General features: G+C 75.6%; 17 protein-coding genes. 8 read left to right on the forward strand and 9 right to left on the reverse strand.

Annotated elements, in window-relative coordinates:
* Positions 1-3: 3 nt before the first annotated feature.
* The 3 genes from ACP4IX_RS01415 (at position 4) to ACP4IX_RS01425 (ending at position 1,710) form a co-directional block, all read left to right on the forward strand.
* Positions 4-318, forward strand: a complete 315-nt coding sequence (locus ACP4IX_RS01415; RefSeq protein WP_426554495.1) for a hypothetical protein — start codon at positions 4-6, stop codon at positions 316-318.
* Positions 319-569: 251 nt separating this feature from the next.
* Complete coding sequence (locus ACP4IX_RS01420; protein WP_426554496.1) at positions 570-749, forward strand: chaplin; 180 nt, start codon at positions 570-572, stop codon at positions 747-749.
* 139 nt (positions 750-888) lie between these two features.
* On the forward strand, positions 889-1,710 hold the full coding sequence (locus ACP4IX_RS01425) for a chaplin family protein (protein WP_426554497.1): 822 nt from the start codon (positions 889-891) through the stop codon (positions 1,708-1,710).
* Positions 1,711-1,863: 153 nt separating this feature from the next.
* On the opposite strand, the gene ACP4IX_RS01430 is transcribed toward ACP4IX_RS01425, so the two are convergent.
* Complete coding sequence (locus ACP4IX_RS01430) at positions 1,864-3,165, reverse strand: ATP-grasp domain-containing protein (protein ID WP_426554498.1); 1,302 nt, start codon at positions 3,163-3,165, stop codon at positions 1,864-1,866.
* 141 nt (positions 3,166-3,306) lie between these two features.
* Between ACP4IX_RS01430 and ACP4IX_RS01435 the strand changes: the two genes are divergently transcribed.
* Positions 3,307-4,587: a glycoside hydrolase family 26 protein gene (locus ACP4IX_RS01435; RefSeq protein WP_426554499.1), complete on the forward strand. Its 1,281-nt coding sequence runs from the start codon at positions 3,307-3,309 to the stop codon at positions 4,585-4,587.
* A gap of 25 nt (positions 4,588-4,612) precedes the next feature.
* Here ACP4IX_RS01435 and ACP4IX_RS01440 read toward each other — a convergent pair whose 3' ends face one another.
* From ACP4IX_RS01440 to ACP4IX_RS01475, 8 genes are all read right to left on the reverse strand, one after another.
* A complete protein-coding gene (locus tag ACP4IX_RS01440; RefSeq protein WP_426517257.1) occupies positions 4,613-5,737 on the reverse strand; it encodes a GNAT family N-acetyltransferase in 1,125 nt (374 codons plus the stop codon).
* A gap of 74 nt (positions 5,738-5,811) precedes the next feature.
* Positions 5,812-6,543: a lipopolysaccharide biosynthesis protein gene (locus ACP4IX_RS01445; RefSeq protein ID WP_426554500.1), complete on the reverse strand. Its 732-nt coding sequence runs from the start codon at positions 6,541-6,543 to the stop codon at positions 5,812-5,814.
* Positions 6,540-7,700, reverse strand: coding sequence for a glycosyltransferase (locus tag ACP4IX_RS01450; protein WP_426517058.1), 1,161 nt, complete (start codon positions 7,698-7,700; stop codon positions 6,540-6,542). The genes ACP4IX_RS01445 and ACP4IX_RS01450 overlap by 4 nt, the downstream gene beginning before the upstream one ends.
* 1 nt (position 7,701) lies before the next feature.
* Positions 7,702-8,391, reverse strand: a complete 690-nt coding sequence (locus ACP4IX_RS01455) for a polysaccharide deacetylase family protein (RefSeq protein ID WP_426554501.1) — start codon at positions 8,389-8,391, stop codon at positions 7,702-7,704.
* A gap of 73 nt (positions 8,392-8,464) precedes the next feature.
* Complete coding sequence (gene murJ, locus ACP4IX_RS01460) at positions 8,465-10,240, reverse strand: murein biosynthesis integral membrane protein MurJ (protein WP_426554502.1); 1,776 nt, start codon at positions 10,238-10,240, stop codon at positions 8,465-8,467.
* Complete coding sequence (locus tag ACP4IX_RS01465) at positions 10,237-11,796, reverse strand: O-antigen ligase family protein (protein WP_426554503.1); 1,560 nt, start codon at positions 11,794-11,796, stop codon at positions 10,237-10,239. Before ACP4IX_RS01465 ends, murJ begins: the two co-directional genes overlap by 4 nt.
* A gap of 5 nt (positions 11,797-11,801) precedes the next feature.
* Complete coding sequence (locus tag ACP4IX_RS01470; RefSeq protein WP_426554504.1) at positions 11,802-13,232, reverse strand: sugar transferase; 1,431 nt, start codon at positions 13,230-13,232, stop codon at positions 11,802-11,804.
* Complete coding sequence (locus tag ACP4IX_RS01475) at positions 13,229-14,857, reverse strand: glycosyltransferase (protein ID WP_426554505.1); 1,629 nt, start codon at positions 14,855-14,857, stop codon at positions 13,229-13,231. The genes ACP4IX_RS01470 and ACP4IX_RS01475 overlap by 4 nt, the downstream gene beginning before the upstream one ends.
* A gap of 826 nt (positions 14,858-15,683) precedes the next feature.
* Between ACP4IX_RS01475 and ACP4IX_RS01480 the strand changes: the two genes are divergently transcribed.
* The 4 genes from ACP4IX_RS01480 to ACP4IX_RS01495 all read left to right on the forward strand — a co-directional run bounded on the left by ACP4IX_RS01480 (position 15,684) and on the right by ACP4IX_RS01495 (position 18,580).
* Complete coding sequence (locus ACP4IX_RS01480; RefSeq protein ID WP_426517070.1) at positions 15,684-16,412, forward strand: hypothetical protein; 729 nt, start codon at positions 15,684-15,686, stop codon at positions 16,410-16,412.
* A gap of 237 nt (positions 16,413-16,649) precedes the next feature.
* A complete protein-coding gene (locus ACP4IX_RS01485; protein WP_426517259.1) occupies positions 16,650-16,931 on the forward strand; it encodes a hypothetical protein in 282 nt (93 codons plus the stop codon).
* 241 nt (positions 16,932-17,172) lie between these two features.
* On the forward strand, positions 17,173-17,730 hold the full coding sequence (locus ACP4IX_RS01490; RefSeq protein ID WP_426517072.1) for a tyrosinase cofactor: 558 nt from the start codon (positions 17,173-17,175) through the stop codon (positions 17,728-17,730).
* A complete protein-coding gene (locus tag ACP4IX_RS01495; protein WP_426554506.1) occupies positions 17,714-18,580 on the forward strand; it encodes a tyrosinase family protein in 867 nt (288 codons plus the stop codon). Before ACP4IX_RS01490 ends, ACP4IX_RS01495 begins: the two co-directional genes overlap by 17 nt.
* Positions 18,581-18,694: the final 114 nt, after the last annotated feature.

Raw genomic sequence — 18,694 nt, forward strand, 5'->3', positions numbered from 1 at the left:
CGGGTGCCGCCGAGCTCGCCGGAGGCCCCCACCCGTCTCGGCGGCCCGCCGAGGTCGCCGGAGCCCCCCACCGGTCTCGGCGGCCCGCCGCCGTGTCAACGACTCCCGCGGCCCGCGGGCCGCGCCGCGACCGCCGCCTGCTTCGCCGGCGCGCTGCACGCCCCGTACGGCGGTGACGGCTCCCTGCCCGGCGCACCGGGCCCCGGTGAACGCGCCGAACGCGCCGACGCGCCGGCCGACCGCACGGAGGACCCGGAGACCGGGCAGCTCGCCGAGGCGGTCCGGCAGCCGGTCCGGCAGGCGGACCGGCTGGCCTGAGACACCACCCGTCGACCACTTACGCACGTGTGAGTCCACTTTCGAGTACGCGGCGGGAAGAGGCGGGGCCGCTGAGCGGGGCGGTACCCGGACCGCCCCGCCGCCCTTGTCGTGCCGTGCGGCATTCGAGTGAAATCCTCGGCGTTTCGCGTTTCTTCGTTTCTCCGGTCGTCACATTCTCGTTTGCAGACTGCAGGTCATGGTGCGAGCCGGTAACGCTGGGCTCGCGCGATTTCCGCGGCCATTCACGCATGACCGCGGAGAAGGGAAAGTTCATGAAGAAGAACGCTGCTGCCATCGGCTCCCCGGGGGCCCTCTCCGGTGACGCGGTCCAGGTTCCCGTGCACATTCCCGTCAACCTGCGCGGCAACAACATCGACGTCGTGGGCCTGCTGAACGAGGCGTCCGACAACGTGCGCGTGAGCGACTGACGTCGTTCCGCACCAGCCGACCGGCTGCGTCCCCGCCGGCCCGGGCCAACTCGTTTGGTTCAGGGTCGGCTTTCCTCCTTTCCGCAGCGGTTGTGCAGTCCATCCTTCAGTCATCTCTTCAAGTAGGAAGACAACCAGAGTGCGACAGACCCTGAGCAGGGGGATGGTCGCGGCTGCCGCCGCGACGAGCATCCTCACCCTGTGCGGCAGCCCCGCCCTTGCCGACTCGTCCGCGAACGGCACCGCCACGAACTCGTCGGACACCGCGTCCGGCAGCGCCGCCCAGGCCCCGGCCGACGCGCCCGCGCACGTCTGCGGCAGCACCGCCGACGGCATGGGCACGTTCGGCGCGGCCTCCGGCAACGAGTGCGCGAACCACTCGGACAAGCAGGCCGACGGCTCCAGGACCCAGCGTGCGTCCCACGGCGACGACGTCTCGGCCTACGGCTCGGACGCGGACGGCGGACACGACAGCAAGCACGGCGAGGACCCCCGGCTCCTGTCCGGCCTGCTCGGTTCCCACGCGAGCGGTGAAGCCGAGGCCTCGTCCGGCGCCGGTTCCGGCAACCACGCCAAGGCGGTGATCGAGATGCCGTTCGACCTGTGCGGCAGCACCGCCAGTGTGATCGCCGCGCTCAACCCCGTCTTCGGCGACGTCTGCGGGCACGAGAGCCCGGGCGACTACGGCTACGGCGACGACGACGACACGCCTGTGACCACTCCGCCCGCCGACGAGGAGAAGACCCCGCCCGCCGAGGAAGAGAAGACCCCGCCCGCCGAGGAGGACAAGACCCCGCCCGCCCACGAGGCGAAGACCCCGCCGCACAAGGGCAAGGAGCAGCCGCCGGCCCTGGCGGAGACCGGCAGCGAGGTCGCGCTGGGTACCGCGGCCGCCGGCGCCGCCCTGCTGGCGGGCGGTGCGATCCTGTACCGCCGGGGCCGGGCCGCCTACCGCCGCTGACCCGGGCCTCACCCGCCCCCGCCGCCCCCGGCCGGCCCCCCTCGGTCTGCCGGGGGCGTCATGCTGCCCGGGGCACCCCGCCGCCGACCCCCCGCCGACCCCCCGCCGGGGCCGTACGACGCCCGGCCGGCGACCGCCCCGCCGGCCGGCTCGTCAGTGGCTGCCCGCCCTCTCGTCGTCCGGTCGTCCGGCGCTGCCGGCCCGGCCGGTGGCGGGAGCGGACGCCTGACGGACCACGCGGCGGGCCCGGTCCGGTTCCCCGGAATCCGGGCGGTCGTTCCTCCGGTGCAGGCGGTGCAGCAGCCGGGTGGCCGCATGCCGGCCCCACAGGGGCCACAGGGCCCGGCCGGGCGCCCGGTCGTCCGCGGCGTGCCAGGCCAGCTCGCGTCCGTCGGGGGCCCGACGCAGGGCGCTCAGCGGCGCGTAGTTCTCCACCACGAACGATCGCCCCGGCCGCGGCGCCCCCTGAGGCAGCGGACGGTCGGTCAGGTCCAGGTGCAGGGCCCGTACGACGTCCAGCCCGGCGCTGTCGGTGAAGAGCCGGAACTGGGCGCCGGGGCGGGGGTTGAAGTCGAGCAGGTGGTAGCGGCCCGTCGTACCGCAGCGGCGGAAGTCGAGGTCGAAGATGCCCCGGTAACCCAGCTCCCCGGTGATCCGCTCGGCGAGCGCCTGCACCTGGGGGTTCGGCGTCCAGCGGCCGACCGCCGTCAGGCCGGCGCCGCGCGGCCTGGCGCGCGTCTTGCGGCCGGCGCCGCCGGACCGGACCGTGCCCGAGCGGTCGGCGTACCCGTGGGCGAACCAGTCGCGGTCCGGCCCCGGCGGCAGGAACGCCTGGAGCAGCAGCCGGCTGCCCGCCTCCCCGGTCCGCCGGTACAGTTCCCCGGCCTCCCGCGCCGAGCGCACCAGCACGGTGCTGCGCAGGCCGCTGCCCGGGGGCAGCAGCCACGGCCGGCTCCACTTCGCCACCATCGGCAGTCCCAGCCGGCGGGCGGCACGGGCGGCCTCGGCCGGACCGTCCGGGACCAGGGTCTCGGGGTGCGGGACGCCCAGGGACGCGCACACGCCGGCCAACTGCGCCTTGTCGGCCACCCGCTCGGGCAGCGCGCCGGGCAGGCGGGGCAGCAGGTACGCGGACGCCGGCTCGGCACGCATCCGCCCCACCGCCAGGGCACACGCGTCGTCCATCGGGATCAGTACGGCGGGACGGGCGATCCTCGCGGCGACACGGCGCAGGACCACCGCGATGTCGGCGGGCGACGCGCCGGGCGGCGGCGGAGTGTGCAGGCGGCTCACATAACGGGAGACGGCCAGCGGGCTCCGGGTGCAGTCGGCGACCAGGTGCACGTCCACTCCCGCGCGGCCGAGCGAACGCACGGCACCCAGAGTTCCGTGGTGAAAGGGATTCCGGTCGATCCGCACCAGGACGGCGGGGACGCGGGTGTCGAGCAGCGACACGGGAAACTTCCTTCATATTCGATTCGGTTCACCGAAGTGGTCGATCGGCGCACTCGAAGGCCGTAACGGCGGTGGCGTGATGGCATTTCATATGACTGAGTGTCACTAGCTATTCGACTAGGAAAGAGGAAAGAGGCCGGCATGGTCGTACGGCAGTCACGGAGCAGGTCAAGGCGGCGGCCGGCATGCGTAGCCGCGGCGGCGGTCGCGGCGGCGGCGCTCCTGGCGGCCGGCCCGGGTGTCGCCGCCGGCGGACCGGCCGCACGCCCGGTCCCCCCGCCCGCCCCCGGCGCCCTGCCGGGAGCCGGCGCGGGGGCCGCTTCGGGGGCCGCCCAAGGAGTCGCCCCGGGGGCCGCAGCCGGCTCCGCCGCCGCGTTCGGCGCGTACCTGCACTACGGCTCGCGCGGCGTGGCCCGGATGGCGCAGCTCAGCCACTGGCTGGGCGGCGCCGAACTGCGCGTCGGCCACACCTACCTGCCCGGCGACCGCTGGAGCAACATCGAGGGCGCCCCCGGTTTCCTCGACGTGTGGGCCGACTGGCGCACCAGCGAGGCCGACCGGACGTTCGTCCTCAACGTGCCGATGCTGGAACGCAACGAGGAGGGCGTCGACGACGACGAGGTGCGCGAACTCCTGCGCCGGGGCGCCGCCGGACACTTCGACCACCACTTCAGGGCCCTCGCCGAACGGCTGGTCGAGCTGGACGTGCCGGACACCGTCCTGGTCCTCGGCTGGGAGATGAACGGCACCACGTACACCCATCGCTGCGGACCCGACCCCGAGGCCTGGAAGACGTACTGGAACAGGATCGTCACCACCATGCGCGCGGTGCCGGGCCAGAAGTTCCGGTTCGACTTCGCCCCGAGCCGGGGCCGGGACGCCATTCCCTGGACCCGGTGCTATCCGGGGGACGCCACGGTCGACATCATCGGCATGGATTCGTACGACCAGCCACGCGGAATGACGTTCGACGAACAGGTGAAGGAACCGTACGGACTCCAGGCGCACGTGGATTTCGCCAAGGCCCACAAGAAGCCCATCTCCTACCCCGAATGGGGTCTCTTCCGCAACGGCGACAACGCCGAGTACATGCGGCGCATGCTCGCCTGGATGGACCAGCACAAACCCGTGTACAACACGGTCACCGACTACTGCCCGCACGGCGTGTGGCAGTGCGACGACAATCCCCGGTCCACCGCGGTCTACCGGTCCGTGCTCTTCGGCCGCACCGACGAGCCGGCGCCCACCGTCCCGGTGCCGGCCACGCCCACCCCACCCACCATGCCGCCCGTGCCGGCGGTGCCGCCCGCCACGCCCGAGCCGGCGGCCGGCTGCTCGCCGCTGGAGCTCGGCGCCTGGGTCGAGTACTGGCTCGGCGGGAAGCTCTGCCTGCGCCTCGACTGGTTCTCGCGGAACGAGTAGGGGCTCGCGGGGGCGGCGGAGGCGGTCAGGTCCTGCTTCCGCCGCCACCGCCGGCCTCCTTCCGTTCCTTACGTTCCCGTTCCTTCCGTTCCTGCCGGCGCAGCAGCAGTTCCTTGCCCCGTCGCCGCGCGGCGACGTCGCACAGGGCCGCCGACAGCAGCGGGGCCGTGCGCCGGCGGGCCAGCAGCAGCCGCTGGTTCCACACCGGCTCCGGGCGCCAGTGGTGCTTGTACGGCTCGTTGCCCCGCAGCAGGCTCAGCGTGCCGCGCCCCGGGGCCCGGGCGTACTCGGCGCACGCGTCCAGCAGCATCACCGCCACGTCCGCCTTCCGCTCCCGCAGCCGGGGATGGGCGCCGTACAGGTAGCCGCCCGCCAGCCGCCGGGACAGCAGCGTCACGTCCACGGCCACCACCTCGCCGTCCATGCGGAACTCGGTGACCACCGCGTCCCCGGAGCGCACCATCGGCCCCACCGCCCGCACCAGATGCTCGCTGAACCGCGTGCGCAGGTGCTCGCCGGTCACCTGCCGCCCCTGCCACTGCAGCCGGTGCAGCTCCAGCAGCCTGTGCAGCGCCGCGCCCACCTCGCCGGGGAGGACGGCCCGGCTCCTGACGCCGAGCGCGTCCAGCCTGCGCAGCTTGGCGCGCACCCGCTGCTGGGCCTTGGCCGCGGGCAGCCGGGTGATCAGCTCGTCCATCGGAGCCGCGGGCAGCTCCAGGCAGAGCGAGTCGGGAACCCGGCGCCGGGGGCCGCGCCAGCGGTCGTAGACCCGTTCGGCGGCGGCGCCCGGCCGTACCTCGCGCAGGTCGATCAGCGCGGTGCGGGCCGCCGCGGACAGGCCCTCGGTGAGCGCGTCCACCGCGTCCTGTCCGCGCGCGTCGTCCAGGAGGACGTCCCCGTAGTCGGAGATCGCCCCGCCCAGCGGCACCAGCGCCGGCACCGGACGCCGTACGAGCGTCAGCGGCGCGGCGGCGACCAGTTCGCGGCCGTCGCGGGCCAGCAGCAGCCGCAGCCGGCCGCGTCCGCCGTACGACCGCCACCACGAGTGCAGCCAGGCGTGGCTCTGGAACGGGGTCGCGGCGGCGCACCGGCGGTACAGCCGCCCCCAGTCCGCCGCCAGGTCGGCGAAGCGCCGTTCGTCGGTGACCAGCTCGGTCGTGTACGTCGTCGGGTACGGCGCCGGGTGCGACGCCTCGTCCGTGCCCGGGTACGTCGTCGGGTACGTCACAGCTGTCCGCGGACGTCGGCCGCCGGGGCGGGTCCGGGCACGGCCGCCGTCGCGCGGCCGGGCCCCGGGGCGACCCGCCGGGGGCGGACCAGCAGCGCCAGCCCGCCGAGCAGGCCGCCCGCGCTCGCGCCCACCAGTCCCGTCACGGCGGACGAGGCCGAGGACGCCTCGGTGGGCTCGGTGGCGCGCGCGAACTGCCGCAGCTCCACGTGGGTGTCGTCGGCGGAGGTCTCCGCGTGCCGGGTCAGCGCGCGGGCGACCGCGTCGGCCATGTCGGCCGCGTCGGCGGGGCGGGAGGAGGTGGCCGTCACCGAGACCATCGGCGCGTCCGGGGAGGTGGCCGTGCGGACGCTCTCCCGCAGCGTCGCCACGGGCACGCCCGCCCACATCTGCGCGTCCCCGAGCACCGCGAGCTGCGTGGCGACCCGGCCGTAGGCCTGTGCGAAGCCCAGCGCGGACGCCGGGTCGGACGTGTCGGTGGGGACGGCGACGACGTAACTGGTGGCCGTGTACTGCGGGGTGGAGACCAGGCCGTAGCCGGTGCCGAGGAGTCCGCCGGCGAGCGCTCCGGCCGCGAGGGCGGACCAGGGCGGGAGGGTCCGGGCGCGCGTCCGGACCCGGGTCCGGACGCGGCGCAGGGCGGTGCGTGCGCGGCCCAGGCGGGTGGGCCGGCCGGCGGGGATCGTGGCCGCCGGGTCGGCCGGGGGCCGGGTGAGGGGCTCGGTCATGCGGAACTCACTCCCTGGGATGCCGGGGACAACGGGTGCGTGAGGGTGGTCGCGTACACGTCCATCAGCCGGGCGGCGCTGCGGGTGACGCAGTAGTGGCGGGCGGCCTCGGGCACGGTGCGCCTGCCGGGGCCCGGTCCGGCGGCCGCGCGGACCTCGGTGAGGGCGCGGGCGAACTCCTCCTCGCCGCCCGTGACGTGCCGGGCCGTGGGCGCGGCGGCCGGGGGCAGGTCCTCGATCGCCGGGCAGGAGGCGTACAGCACCGGCAGCCCGCAGGCCAGGCCCTCCACGGCCGCCAGGCCGAAGGCCTCCTCCGGCGACGGCGAGGCGAGGACGTCCATCGCGCAGGCGAGCGACGGCAGGTCGGGGCCCGGGGAGCCGTCGCTGTCACAGGGGCGTTCGCCGGTGAGCAGGACCCGGTCGGCGACCCGGGCCTCGTGGGCGGCGCGGCGCAGGACGTGCTCCTCGGGGCCGCCGCCGACCAGCAGCAGCCAGCAGTCGTCCGGCAGCCGGGCCAGGGCGCGGACCAGCACGTCGAACCGCTTGCCCGGGGTCAGCCGGCCGATGCCGCCGACGACGTACGCGTCCTGGGGCAGGCCGAGGCGGCGGCGGGTGCGCAGGCGGGCGAGGGGGTCGAAGCGGAAACGGGCCAGGTCGATGCCGTTGGGAACGACCTCGATGCGGGGCGCGGGCACGCCCCAGCGCCGCAGCCGGTCGGCGACGGTGGGGGAGACGGCGACCGTGGCGTTGCCCAGCCGCTCCCCGGCCAGGTACAGGGCGCGGACGCCCGGGGTGAGCGGGCGGCCCTCGATCTGGGAGTCGCCGAGGGAGTGTTCGGTGGCGACGACGGCGCGGACGCCGGCCAGGCGCGCGGCGAGCCGGCCGTAGAGGCAGGCGCGGTAGAGGTGGGTGTGCACGAGGTCGTAGCCGCCGGTGCGGATGATCCGGGCCAGCCGGGGCAGTGCGGCCAGGTCGCGGTTGCCGGTCATGCCGAGGTGCACGACCTTGACGCCGTCGGCCAGCAGCCCGTCGGCGACCGCGCCCGGGTTGGTGAGCGTCACGACGTCGCAGTCGACGGGGAGGTGGCGCAGCAGCAGCCGCAGTTGCTGTTCGGCGCCGCCCACGCCGAGGCCGGTGATGACGTGCAGGGCCTTCACCTCACACCCCCGTCGCACGGCGGCGGCGCAGGCGGTGCAGCCGGGTCTTCAGCAGCAGGCGCACGGCCGTGTCCCGCTGGCCGACGTGTACGCGGGGCAGGGCGTGCGGGCCGGTCAGCGGGCCGGGGTCGATCGCGCAGGCGTAGGCGTAACCGGCGGCCCGCACGGCCTCGGCGGCGCGGGCGTCGACCGTGCCGTACGGGTAGCAGAAGCCGGTGACCGGAGCGCCGGTCAACTCCGAGAGCAGCGTCCTGCTTTCGGCGGTCTCGGCCGTCAGCGCGGCATCGTCCGCCTTCGTCAGGTCGACGTGGGTGAGCCCGTGCGAGCCGATCTCGACGCCCTCGGCGGCGGCCTGCCGGATGCCGTCGGCGGTCAGCAGCGGCTTGCGCGGGCCCAGCGGGTCCCACGCGTTGTCGCCGCCGAGCCGGCCCGGCAGTACGAAGAGGGTCGCCCCGCAGCCCCAGTGGCGCAGGCGGGGCAGCGCGTGCGCGGTGAAGTCGGCGTACCCGTCGTCGAAGGTCAGCCCCACCAGGCCGTGGCCGTCGCCACGGGCCCGGGCGGCCAGCAGCTCGGCGACCGACACCCCGCGCAGCCCGCGCCGCCGCAGCCAGCCCAGCTGCGCGTCCAGCCGGTCGGGCGTGACCGTGATGCGGTACGGGTCGTCCGAGCAGTCGCCGACGGAGTGGTACATCGCGATCCAGGGGACGACGTCGGCGCGGGTGCCGGCACCGGGGCGGGTGCGGGCGCCGGTGCGTGTGCGGGCGTCAGCGGAATCCGCGGAAGCGGCTGCGGAAGCGGCTGCGGAGGCGGCTGCGGGGGCGGGGGAGGGAGCGGGGGCGGGAGCGCCGGAAGCGGAAGCGGAAGCCGAAACGGCCATGGGGGAGCCTTCGTGTGACGGAGCGGACGAGATCGAGGGCCTGCGCGACCCCTTGGACGCGCAGAACCCGGCCGAGCAGGGCGAAGACGGCGACGACGGTCGCCACGCCGACGGCGAGGGAGGCACCGGGGGAACCGGCCGGAGCGGTGAGCCGGTCCGTGACCAGCGCGCCCGCGACGGTCGCCGCGGACGCCGCCACCACCGGCCTGCCCAGGTCGCCCAGGACGCGCCGGACGCGGACCGGGACGCTGCGCGGGCCCATCCCGGCGAGCAGCAGGGCGGCGGTGACGGTGATCCCGGCGGCGTTGGCGGCGGCGATCCCGGTCACGCCCCACGGGCCGACCGCGTACGCGCCGACGCCGGCGGTGGCGGCGATGCCGACGGCCATCGCGCCGAGCGGGTACCAGCTGGCGCGGCCCGCCGAGAAGTAGGAGCGGGCCAGCGCACCCACCACGGTCTGGCCGAGCAGCCCGAGCGCGTACACGCGCATGACGGTCGCGGTCGCCGCCGTGTCCGACGCCGTGAAGGCGCCCCGCTGGAAGAGGAGCCCGACCATCTGCGGCGCGCAGGCGACGACCGCGGCCGCGCCCAGCAGCACCACGCCGGCCGCCAGCGCCACGTCCCGTTCGACGCGGTCGCGGGCCCGTTCGGTGTCGCCGTCGGCCATCGCCCGGGCCACCAGCGGGAAGGTGACCGTGCACAGCATCAGCGACAGCGTCATGGGGATCTGGGCCACCTTCTGCGCGTAGTTCAGGTGCGAGATGGCCCCGGAGGGGAGCCCGGAGGCGAGGAAGCGTTCGATGAGGACCTGGGACTGGCGGCACAGGGCGAAGAGCAGGACGGTGGTGAACAGGGCGAGGGCCAGCGGGCGGGCCTGCTCCTCGACGGCCGGCGGCGGCGCGCCGTCGCCCCGGCGGCGCAGCTGCCGCAGCAGCGACGGCAACTGCGCCGCCACCATCAGGAAGCCGCCCGCCGCGACCCCGACGGCCGCCGAACGCACCCCCCAGCGCCCGCCGAACACGAACATCGCGGTGATGATGCCGGTGTTGTAGGCGACGTAGATCGCCGCCGGCGCCAGGAACCGGCGGTGCGCCCGCAGGGCGGCGCTGCAGTACCCGGCCAGCCCGAAGCTGACGACGCAGGTGGCGGTGAGCCGGGTGCAGTCCACGGCGAGGGCGTGGTCGGGCAGCCCCGGAGCCAGGGCCGCGACCAGGTGGGGTGCGCAGGCGACGACCAGCGCGCCGACCGCGACGAAGGCCGGCGCCAGCCGGGGCAGGGTCGAGGCGACCAGCGCGCGGACCGGGTCGCCGGGGGCGCCCTGCGCGCGGCGGGCCAGGGCCAGGCTGAACATCGGGACCAGCGCGAAGGCCAGCCCGTCCTCGATCAGCAGCGTCGCCGCGAACTCCGGCACCGTCCACGCCACGAGAAAGGCGTCCGTCTCGCTGCCGGCCCCGAACAGCCGGGCCAGCGCCTGGTCCCGGGCCAGCCCGAGCACCGACCCGGCCACCGACAGTACGGCCGTGAGCAACGCGGCCCGGGCGAGGAAGCCCCCCGAGGACCGGCCCTCGGCGGCCGTCGCGGGGTCCGCCTGCGACGCGACGGTCCGGGCCGGGGGGACGGACGTCCCGCCCGCCGCGGGAAGCGAGGTCGCCTTCACCTTCACCGCGCCGGCACCTCCTCCGTACCGGGGCGGTGACCGGGACCGTAACCGGGACCGTAACCGGGACCGGGACCGGAACCGTGACCGGAACCAGGGCCGGCCCCGGCCCCGGAGTCGGACCCGGACCCGGACCCGTCCCCGAGCGCCCACCACGCCGCCAGCCCGAGGCACACCGCCGTCAGCACGGTCGAGGGCCCGCCGATGTCGGCGTACGCGAAGTCGGTCAGCTGCCACACCAGCAGCCCGCAGGCGACCAGCGCGCAGTCCGGTGCGGGCCGCCCGGAACGCCGTACCGCCCGGAGCCTGCGCAGCCCCAGGACGAGCAGCGCCAGCCAGCTCCCCGCGAGCGCCAGCAGTCCGATCAGGCCCTGTTCGGCCAGGACCAGCAGGTACATGTTGTGCGGGGACAGCAGCGGCTGCCTGCGGTATCCGGCACCGGCGCCGTCGGTCTCACTGCCGGACGACAGCGCCAGCGACGCGTGTGCGTCCCGGTGTCCGGGAAACCCCTTCAGGCCCACGCCGGTCAGTGGCCGCTCGCGCCACATGCCGGCCGCCGCCGCCCACATCGCGTAGCGGTCGGTCACCGACTGGTCGGGCGAGGCGGTGACCTGCGCGATGCTCCCCACCCGCTCCTGGAGCATCGCCGTACCGACACCGAACCCGCCCACCAGCACCACCCCCGCCGCGACCGCGGCCGTCCCCACCGTGAGCGCCCGGCGCACCCCGGCGAGCAGCAGCTGTGCCGCGCACGTCACCGCCGTGGCGATCCACGCCCCGCGGCTGAACGACACGGCGAGCGGCAGCAGCAGCGCGAGCGCGCACCCGGCGGCGAGCGCGCGCTGACGTACGGACGGCGTGCACGGTGTCGAGGACGTCGACGGCGTCGAAGGAGGCAATGGCGTCGATGGAGGCAATGGCGTCGAAGGAGGCAATGGCGTCGATGGGGGCAAGGGCGTCGATGGAGTCGATGGCCTGCACGCCCCCGGATGCCGGCCCAGCGCCAGCCCGACCGCGCAGACCAGTCCCAGGGAGACCACGGTGGCCATCCCCATCACGTCCTGCGGCCCGAAGGTGCCCACGGCCCGGATCTGTTCGCCCTGGTACGAGGCGCCGGTCCCGGTGACGTACTGGTGCACGCCGACCGCCCCCTGCCACACCGCCAGCCCCACCATCGACCAGGCGAGCAGCCGTGCGTCGTCCCGGCCGCGGATCAGCAGCAGTACGGCGGCGGGGACCAGGACGAAGACCTGGAGGTAGCGGCCGAGCCCGGTGAGCCCGGCTCCCGGCGACACCGCCCCCATGGCGGCGACGGCCAGTCCGACCACGGGCAGCCCCAGCACCACGGCCGCCGTACGGGACAGGGGGCGCCGCCGGGCTCTTACCAGGCGCAGGGCGCAGTACAGCACCACCAGCGCGGAGACCGCGTCGGCCGGGTGCGCGCCGCCCCCGCCGTCCGGTGCGACCGGCAGGGCGAGCAGCGCGACGACCGCGACCACGGCCAGGACGGGCGGCAGCCGCCGTACGCGCACGGCGGACCGCAGGGGCAGGGCCTGGGACACCTCGCTCAGCTCCCGGTGGGGCGTACGAGCGTGACGGCCGTGCGCAGCAGGATGCAGACGTCCTGCCACAGGGACCAGTCGTCGATGTAGGCGTTGTCGAAGCGGGCCCGGTCCTCGATGGAGGTGTCGCCGCGCAGTCCGTTGATCTGGGCCAGGCCCGTGATGCCGGCCGGCACCCGGTGGCGGGCGGCGTAACCGGGGTAGGTCCGGCTGAACTGGGCCACGAAGTACGGCCGTTCGGGACGGGGTCCGACCAGGCTCATGTCGCCCCGGAAGACGTTCCACAGCTGGAGCAGTTCGTCGAGCGACGTACGGCGCAGGAAGCGGCAGAACCACGGCATCCGCCGCTCGTCGGCCACGCTCCACCGGGTCGCCGACTCGTGCTCGTCGGCCGGGCGGTAGGTGCGGAACTTCAGCAGCGTGAACGGCCTGCCGTCCTTGCCGATGCGCTCCTGCCGGAACAGCACGCCGGGCCCCCCGATGACTCTCAGCACCGTCGCACAGGTCAGCAGCAACGGGCTCAGCAGCAGCAGCAGAGCCCCGGACACCGTCACGTCCAGCACCCGCTTGCCCGCACCGCCCGCCCGCCGCGCGGCCGGCTCCGGGCGCCGGAAGGAGAACCCGGCGATCCGGTCCCGGCCCGGACAGGCGGTGGCGTCCGCGTCGACCTCCCACACCACGCAGCCGGACTCCGCCAGCGCCCGCAGCAGCGGCCCCTGCCGGGCCGGTTCGCAAGGATGTACGGCCAGTACGTCCCGTACGCCGTTCTGCACGACCGCCCGCCGCACCTCCTCTCCCGTGGTCAGCACGGGCAGGCCGGTGGTGCCGCCCGGGTCGTCGGTGACGATCCCCACGGGGCGCACCCCGCAGCGCGGGTGGCGCAGCACCGCCGACGCCACCCGCTGCGCGGTCGCGGCGGGGCCGGCGACGAGGGCCGCGCGCGGGTGGTTCAGCAGCGCGGTACGGTGCCGCCCGTGCACGACGCCCCGGCCGGCGCAGCCCGTCGCCGCGTGCAGCAGGAAGCCGAGGAGGAGCGTGCGGGCGGACAGCGCGTGCGGTGGGGCGTACGCCGCGACGAGCGCCGCCAGCGACAGCCAGACCACCGCGATCCGGCCGCACAGGGCGGGCAGGTCGTCCAGCACACCCGGCAGCCGTCGGCGCGGGCGCGGACACAGCAGCAGCGCGGCGGCGACCAGCAGGGCCGTCAGCAGCGGTTGGTGCGGGACGCCGGTCAGGGTCAGCGAGCCCGGCACCGCGGCCGCCGTGCCGTCCGCGACGAGCAGCGGCAGCGGGGAGTCCGGCCGCGGCGCGGGGCGCCCGGTGGAGAACCGGAGGCCCCCGGTGCCGGCCCTCGGCGGCAGCACCGAGACGGGGGACGAGGATCCCGGGGTGCGCGGCTGGCCGCCGGGGGCGGGGACGGTGCTTTCCGCGGTCATGGGTGCGTGGACTCCCTGTACTCGATGGGCACGACCGGCGACCGCCCCACGGTTGTCGACCGGTCGCCGGAGAGGTGGGGCGCCGTGGAGGCCGGCCGGTGGCCGGGGAGGGGGCGCGGTTCGGCCGTCCGCCCGTCGTGGCCGTCGTGGCCGTCGTGGCCGTCGTGCCCGTCGTGGAGGAGGGCGAGGTACACCGCCGCGACGGCCCCGGCCGTGAGCCGTACGTCGTGCGTGGACAGGACGTGCGCACGCCCCCGGCGGCCGAGCGACGCACGCAGGGGAGCGTCGAGCAGCAGGCCGCTGACGGCGCCCGCCAGCGCCGTCGGGTCCTCCGGCGGTACCAGGCAGTGCGGCGCGAGAGCGGGCGGCAGTCCCTCGCGGGCGCCGTCCACGTCGGTCACCACCACGGGCCGTCCGCAGGCCATCGCCTCCAGCGGGGCCAGCGCCATGCCTTCCCAGCGGGAGGGCAGGACGACCAGGTCCGCGGCCCGGTACCAGGGAGTGGCGTCGGCGACGGCACCCGCGAACAGCACGGACGCCGGGGCGTTCGCACCGGAGCGGGCCGCGGCCGGCCCCTCGCCGGCCGACGCGGACGCCGGGGCCGGGTGTCGGGGACGGGCGGGATGCTCGTGGACGCGGGGCGCGGGTACCGGGTCGGGACCGTGCGGGCCGGTGGGGCGCGGTCCGTCGCCGTGGGTTCCGGGTGCGGGCCCGGTCCGGTGCGGTCCGTCGCCGTGGGTTCCGGGTGCGGGCCCGGTCCGGTGCGGTCCGTCGCCGTGGGTTCCGGGTGCAGGCCCGGCCCGCTGCGGTCCGTCGCCGAGGAATCCGTACGCCGAGGCACGCGCCGCGAGCCGGGCGTGCTCCGGTCCGTCGCCGACCAGCACCAGCCGGGCCCCCGGCACGCGCGCGAGGACCGACCCCCACGCCGCCAGCAGGACGTCCTGCCCCTTCTGCCGGCACAGCCGTCCCACGCAGACCACCAGCGGGGCGTGCGGGCCGACGCCGGCCCGCAGCCGTGCCGGCTCCGGGTCCGCCACGCCGTTGCGGCCTCCGGCCGTGTCGTCGCGGAAGACCGTGTCGTCGCGGAAGCGGTCGAGGTCGATGCCGTTCGGGATCACCGCCCACCGCCCGCGGACCCCGGCCCCGGCCCCTCGCAGCCGCTCCGCCTCGCTCACGCACACGGTCCGCGCCGCCCACCGCGTCCCCCACCGCTCCCAGCCGAGCGCGAGCGCCGCGGCGGGCCCCCCGACGGCCTCGAACGACCAGGCGTGCGGCTGGAACACGGTCGGAATGCGCCCCCGTACGGCGAGCCGCCCGGCGAGACCTGCCTTCGCGCTGTGCGCGTGCACCAGGTCGGGCCGTACGTCCGCGATCACGCGCGCGAGCCGTCGTACCTCCGGTACCAGCGCGGGACCCGGTGACCGCGTCGCCGCCCAGTGCCGCACGTCGGCGCCCAGCGACCGGAGTTCGCCCGCGAGGGGACCGTCGGGACAGGCAACCGTGACACGCAGCCCGGTGGCGAGCTGAACGCGCGTCAGGTCCCTGACGACACGGGCGACCCCGCCGTCCACCGGCTGGGTGACGTGGAGAACCCGTGGCGGGGAGTCGGTCGGTGGCAGGTGCATACGCGTTTCCTCGCTCAAGGAGCAGGCTCGGGACGGGCGGGAGCGCGTCTCACCGCGGGGCACCGGTCGCGACACGGCGGACGCGGGCGCACGCGGCGTCCCGCTGGGGAACGAGCCGGAAGGCCGGTGGACGTCCGCCGCGTTCGGAGCTCCCGGAGGGTCCCCTTGGCCGATGTCCCGCAGTGGTGCACGGGGATGCGTCGGATGATGGGGGACTCTAGCGGCGAACCGTGCCAATCCGGTGAAACCGGCGAGTGTGTTGGATTGGTGAACGTTGTTCTCCTGTGAGATCACTCGATCGGCGGCACGGCTCACGCCGGCGGCTCACCTCGGCGGCTCGCGCCGACGCTGCGCGCCGTAAAGCGCCGGTGGCGCCGCTGCGCGCCGCCGGCGGCAGCAGCGCGGTGCCCGCGTCCCGGGTGCTCCGTCCGGCGCGGTGGCGCGCATCGGGTCCGGGCCCGGCCGGCGTCTGCGGCAGCACCGCCGGCCGGGCAGGCCCGCTGGACCCGGCGTTCGGCAGCGAGCGCGAGAACGGCCGACGGCGCCTCGGCGGCCCCGCACCGGCCGTCCGTACCGCGGCTCTTCCGCGAGCGGGCGGCCGGTTCACGTCGCCGTGCGCACGGCTGCCGCGCGGACGGCGGCGTGTGCCCCGAATGGGGGGTGTGGACGCCGACACGGCACGCGGACCTTGACAGGGCCTCTCACCAGGTAGGACGCCGATGCGAGGGAAAGCGGCCCGACGCACGGGGTCACCGCTCGGTTGCAGAGCGCCATGGGCGCTTCCACGGTGGGCACAAGATCCGACGCACCACCGAAAGGAACCCCCATGCGTCTGCCCGCACGGCGAATCGCCACCTCCGCTCTCTGCGCCGGCCTGCTGATCGGCCTCTCCGGTCCGGCGGTGATGGCGGCCGACGGTGAATCGGTCCGGGAACGCACCCACGCGGCGTCCCGAGCCCCGCTCCCCGACGCTGCGGAACTGCAGAGCCAGGTCGGCAGTCTGGCCGGTCTGGGCGGAGTGCTCACGCCGGTCACCGATCTGCTCGGCGCCGTACTCAAGGCCGACAACGGCCGCCTGTCCACCGAGGAGGCGGACAAGCTGGCCGCCGCCGTCAAGGACGCCCTCGCCAAGGCCGAAGCGGCGGACACGGACGCCGACGACGTGGCGTCCACGCCGGGCACCACCACCCCCGGCACCACCACCCCGGCCCAGCCGCCGGCCGCCGAGACGCCGGTGACCCTGCCGGCGCCTGTCGTGGCGCAGAGCAGTGACGGCACCACGGCACTGGCCGAACTGGCCGCCGCCGCACACGCCGACCTGATGGCGCAGATCGACGCCCTGCTCAAGGCCACCACCTCCGGTACGGCCGCGCAGGTGAGTCCGGCCGTGGAGGAAGTCGTGAGCAGCGTCGTCAATGTCGTCGCCGCCACGCTGGTCGGCAGCGGGCTGCCCGCCGCCGACCTGGCCGGGCTGCCCGCCCTGCCGAGCGCGCCGGACGCCGCCACGCCGGAAGCGGCGGTGCCGGCGAACCCGCAGCCGGCCAACCCCTCCTGACGCCCGCACGGCGAACCAGGCCGTTGTGCCGCCCTTCCGGGGCGGCGCAACGGCCTTCTCGGTTCCGGTTCCCGCGCCGTGCCGCGGTGGCCCGCGCAGGGATGTCCCGCCGGGCGATGACGCCTGCCGGATATCTCATATGTCTTCCGAGCGCGGGGTTTCCGCGCTCTGCGGAGGTCGTTGGGCAGGGCGTCCGTATGTCCTCGGGCGACGTGAGTCGCCGAAGAAAGGAACATGATGAAGTCCCTCAAGGCCGTCGCTGTCGTTGCCGGGGCCCTGGCCGTGGCCGGTTCCGCCGCGCCCGCGTTCGCCCACGTCACCGTCGACCGCACGTCCGGCGCCCTCAACGGCGTGGTGAGCGCGCTCACCGAGGAACGCACCAACGTGGTGCCGCCGAAGCACCGGTCGAAGGCGTCCGGCAGCGAGGACAAGGGATCCGTGCTGCACACCGTGAAGGACACGACCACCCGGCTGAACTCCGGGGAGGGGCTGCTCGGCGGCCTCTCGCTGGGCCGCTGACCCGCACCCCGGCGCACGGGCGACGCCGTGTGGGACCACCCCGGCGTTCACGCCGGGACGGAACGTGTCCCTCGGCACCTCCCAGCACCTGCCCCGTACTCCGCGGGTACTGCGCGGCTACTGCGCGGCGCCTCTGGGCCGGCGTCGGTGGCCGGTGCTCCGGGTGGCCCAGCGAGCGGTGACCGCGGAGCCCACCGCTCGGTTAACGGTGCGGATCCACCGAGCGGACGAGGAGCGAGCCATGATCGCCAACGTGGGCGGAGCAGTGAGCGGCGCGGAACAGGAGACGCGGGACCCCGCGAGAGGCGGACCCGGCCACGGAACGCGGCGCCGGATGCTGCGGGGGCTGCTCGCCCCGGCCCTCGCCGTGACGCTGACGCCCCTGATCGCGGCCTCCCGGCCTTCCCCGCCGTCCGACGCCGCCGAGAGCGCCGGGACCACCGGGACCACCCCCACCGGGGCGGGTGCGCGGCCCGCCCCGCACGCCCCCGAGCCGGCCGCGAGCGCCGCGTTCGACGAGATCTACCGGGGCCGCCGCATCCGGGGCGTCAGGCCCACCGCGGGGCAGGCCGTCGGTGCCGGCACCTGGCACGTGACCGTGGACGGCCGGCCGCTGCACCTGATGCGCCGGGCCGACGGCGGCTGGCTGAGCATGATCGACCACTACCGGTCGTATCCCACCCCCCTTGCCGCGGCCCGCGGTGCCGTCGACGAACTCGGCCCCGGCGAGCAGCTGCGCGACACGTCGGCCGAGGGCGGCCGGCACCATTCCGGGGGGCGTCATGGCGTACACGCGTAAGGACGTCAGCACCCTGACCGCTTCCGAGAAGCGGCGGTTCGTCAACGCGCTGCTGGAGCTCAAACGGCGCGGTGAGTACGACGAGTTCGTGCGTCTCCACATCGTGTACTACGTCTCCGACGGCGAGAGCGGGCTGCGCAGTGCCCACATGGCACCGTCCTTCCTGCCTTGGCACCGTAGGTTCCTGCTGGACCTGGAGGAGGCGCTGCGCCGGGTCGACTCGTCCGTGACGGTGCCGTACTGGGACTGGACCAAGGACCGCACCACCTCGTCCTCGCCCTGGACCGCCGACCTTCTCGGCGGCAACGGGCGGCGTTCCGACCGCCGGGTCACCACCGGGCCGTTCGCCCATGCCGAGGGCAACTGGACCATCAAGGAGAACGTCACCGACACCGAGTACCTCACCCGGGACCTCGGACGCGCCGACGCGCCCATCGAGCTGCCCACGCAGAGCGACCTGAAGTGGGCGCTCGACGACCCGGTGTACGACACCGAGCCCTGGGACTCCACGGTGCGCAAGGGGTTCCGGAACAAGCTGGAGGGGTGGGGGACCGGCCGCGGCAGCGTCTCCTGGCGCAACCACAACCGGGTGCACCGCTGGGTCGGCGGGGCCATGGTCGGTGCTGCCTCGGTCAACGACCCGGTGTTCTGGCTGCACCACGCCTTCGTCGACCTCCAGTGGTCCCGCTGGCAGGCCCGGCACGCCGACGCCCGCTACCTGCCCGCCGAGCCGCCCGGCCGGGGCGGCACGCAGCACGGCCGGATCGTCGCGCGGCACGAGAGGCTGCCACCGTGGGACGTGACGCCGGACGACTTGGAGGACCACAGCCGGATCTACCGGTACGCCTGAGCGGACGGCGCGGACGGCGCGGACGGCGCGGACGGGGAGAGCTCCCGGCCGGGAAGGCCGGGGGCACTCTTCGGGTGGCGTGGAGTCCTCGGGGCCGGTGACGTACGGGCGGCC

The organism is Streptomyces sp. WG5, from assembly GCF_049974565.1.
Classification (GTDB): domain Bacteria; phylum Actinomycetota; class Actinomycetes; order Streptomycetales; family Streptomycetaceae; genus Streptomyces.

Excerpts from the sequence above, each read along its gene's own strand:
- ACP4IX_RS01420 (WP_426554496.1), top strand. The coding sequence starts at position 570 with ATGACCGCGGAGAAGGGAAAGTTCATGAAGAAGAACGCTGCTGCCATC.
- ACP4IX_RS01435 (WP_426554499.1), top strand. The coding sequence starts at position 3,307 with ATGGTCGTACGGCAGTCACGGAGCAGGTCAAGGCGGCGGCCGGCATGC.
- ACP4IX_RS01445 (WP_426554500.1), bottom strand. The coding sequence starts at position 6,543 with ATGACCGAGCCCCTCACCCGGCCCCCGGCCGACCCGGCGGCCACGATC.
- ACP4IX_RS01455 (WP_426554501.1), bottom strand. The coding sequence starts at position 8,391 with ATGTACCACTCCGTCGGCGACTGCTCGGACGACCCGTACCGCATCACG.
- ACP4IX_RS01470 (WP_426554504.1), bottom strand. The coding sequence starts at position 13,232 with ATGACCGCGGAAAGCACCGTCCCCGCCCCCGGCGGCCAGCCGCGCACC.
- ACP4IX_RS01475 (WP_426554505.1), bottom strand. The coding sequence starts at position 14,857 with ATGCACCTGCCACCGACCGACTCCCCGCCACGGGTTCTCCACGTCACC.
- ACP4IX_RS01480 (WP_426517070.1), top strand. The coding sequence starts at position 15,684 with ATGCGTCTGCCCGCACGGCGAATCGCCACCTCCGCTCTCTGCGCCGGC.
- ACP4IX_RS01485 (WP_426517259.1), top strand. The coding sequence starts at position 16,650 with ATGAAGTCCCTCAAGGCCGTCGCTGTCGTTGCCGGGGCCCTGGCCGTG.
- ACP4IX_RS01490 (WP_426517072.1), top strand. The coding sequence starts at position 17,173 with ATGATCGCCAACGTGGGCGGAGCAGTGAGCGGCGCGGAACAGGAGACG.
- ACP4IX_RS01495 (WP_426554506.1), top strand. The coding sequence starts at position 17,714 with ATGGCGTACACGCGTAAGGACGTCAGCACCCTGACCGCTTCCGAGAAG.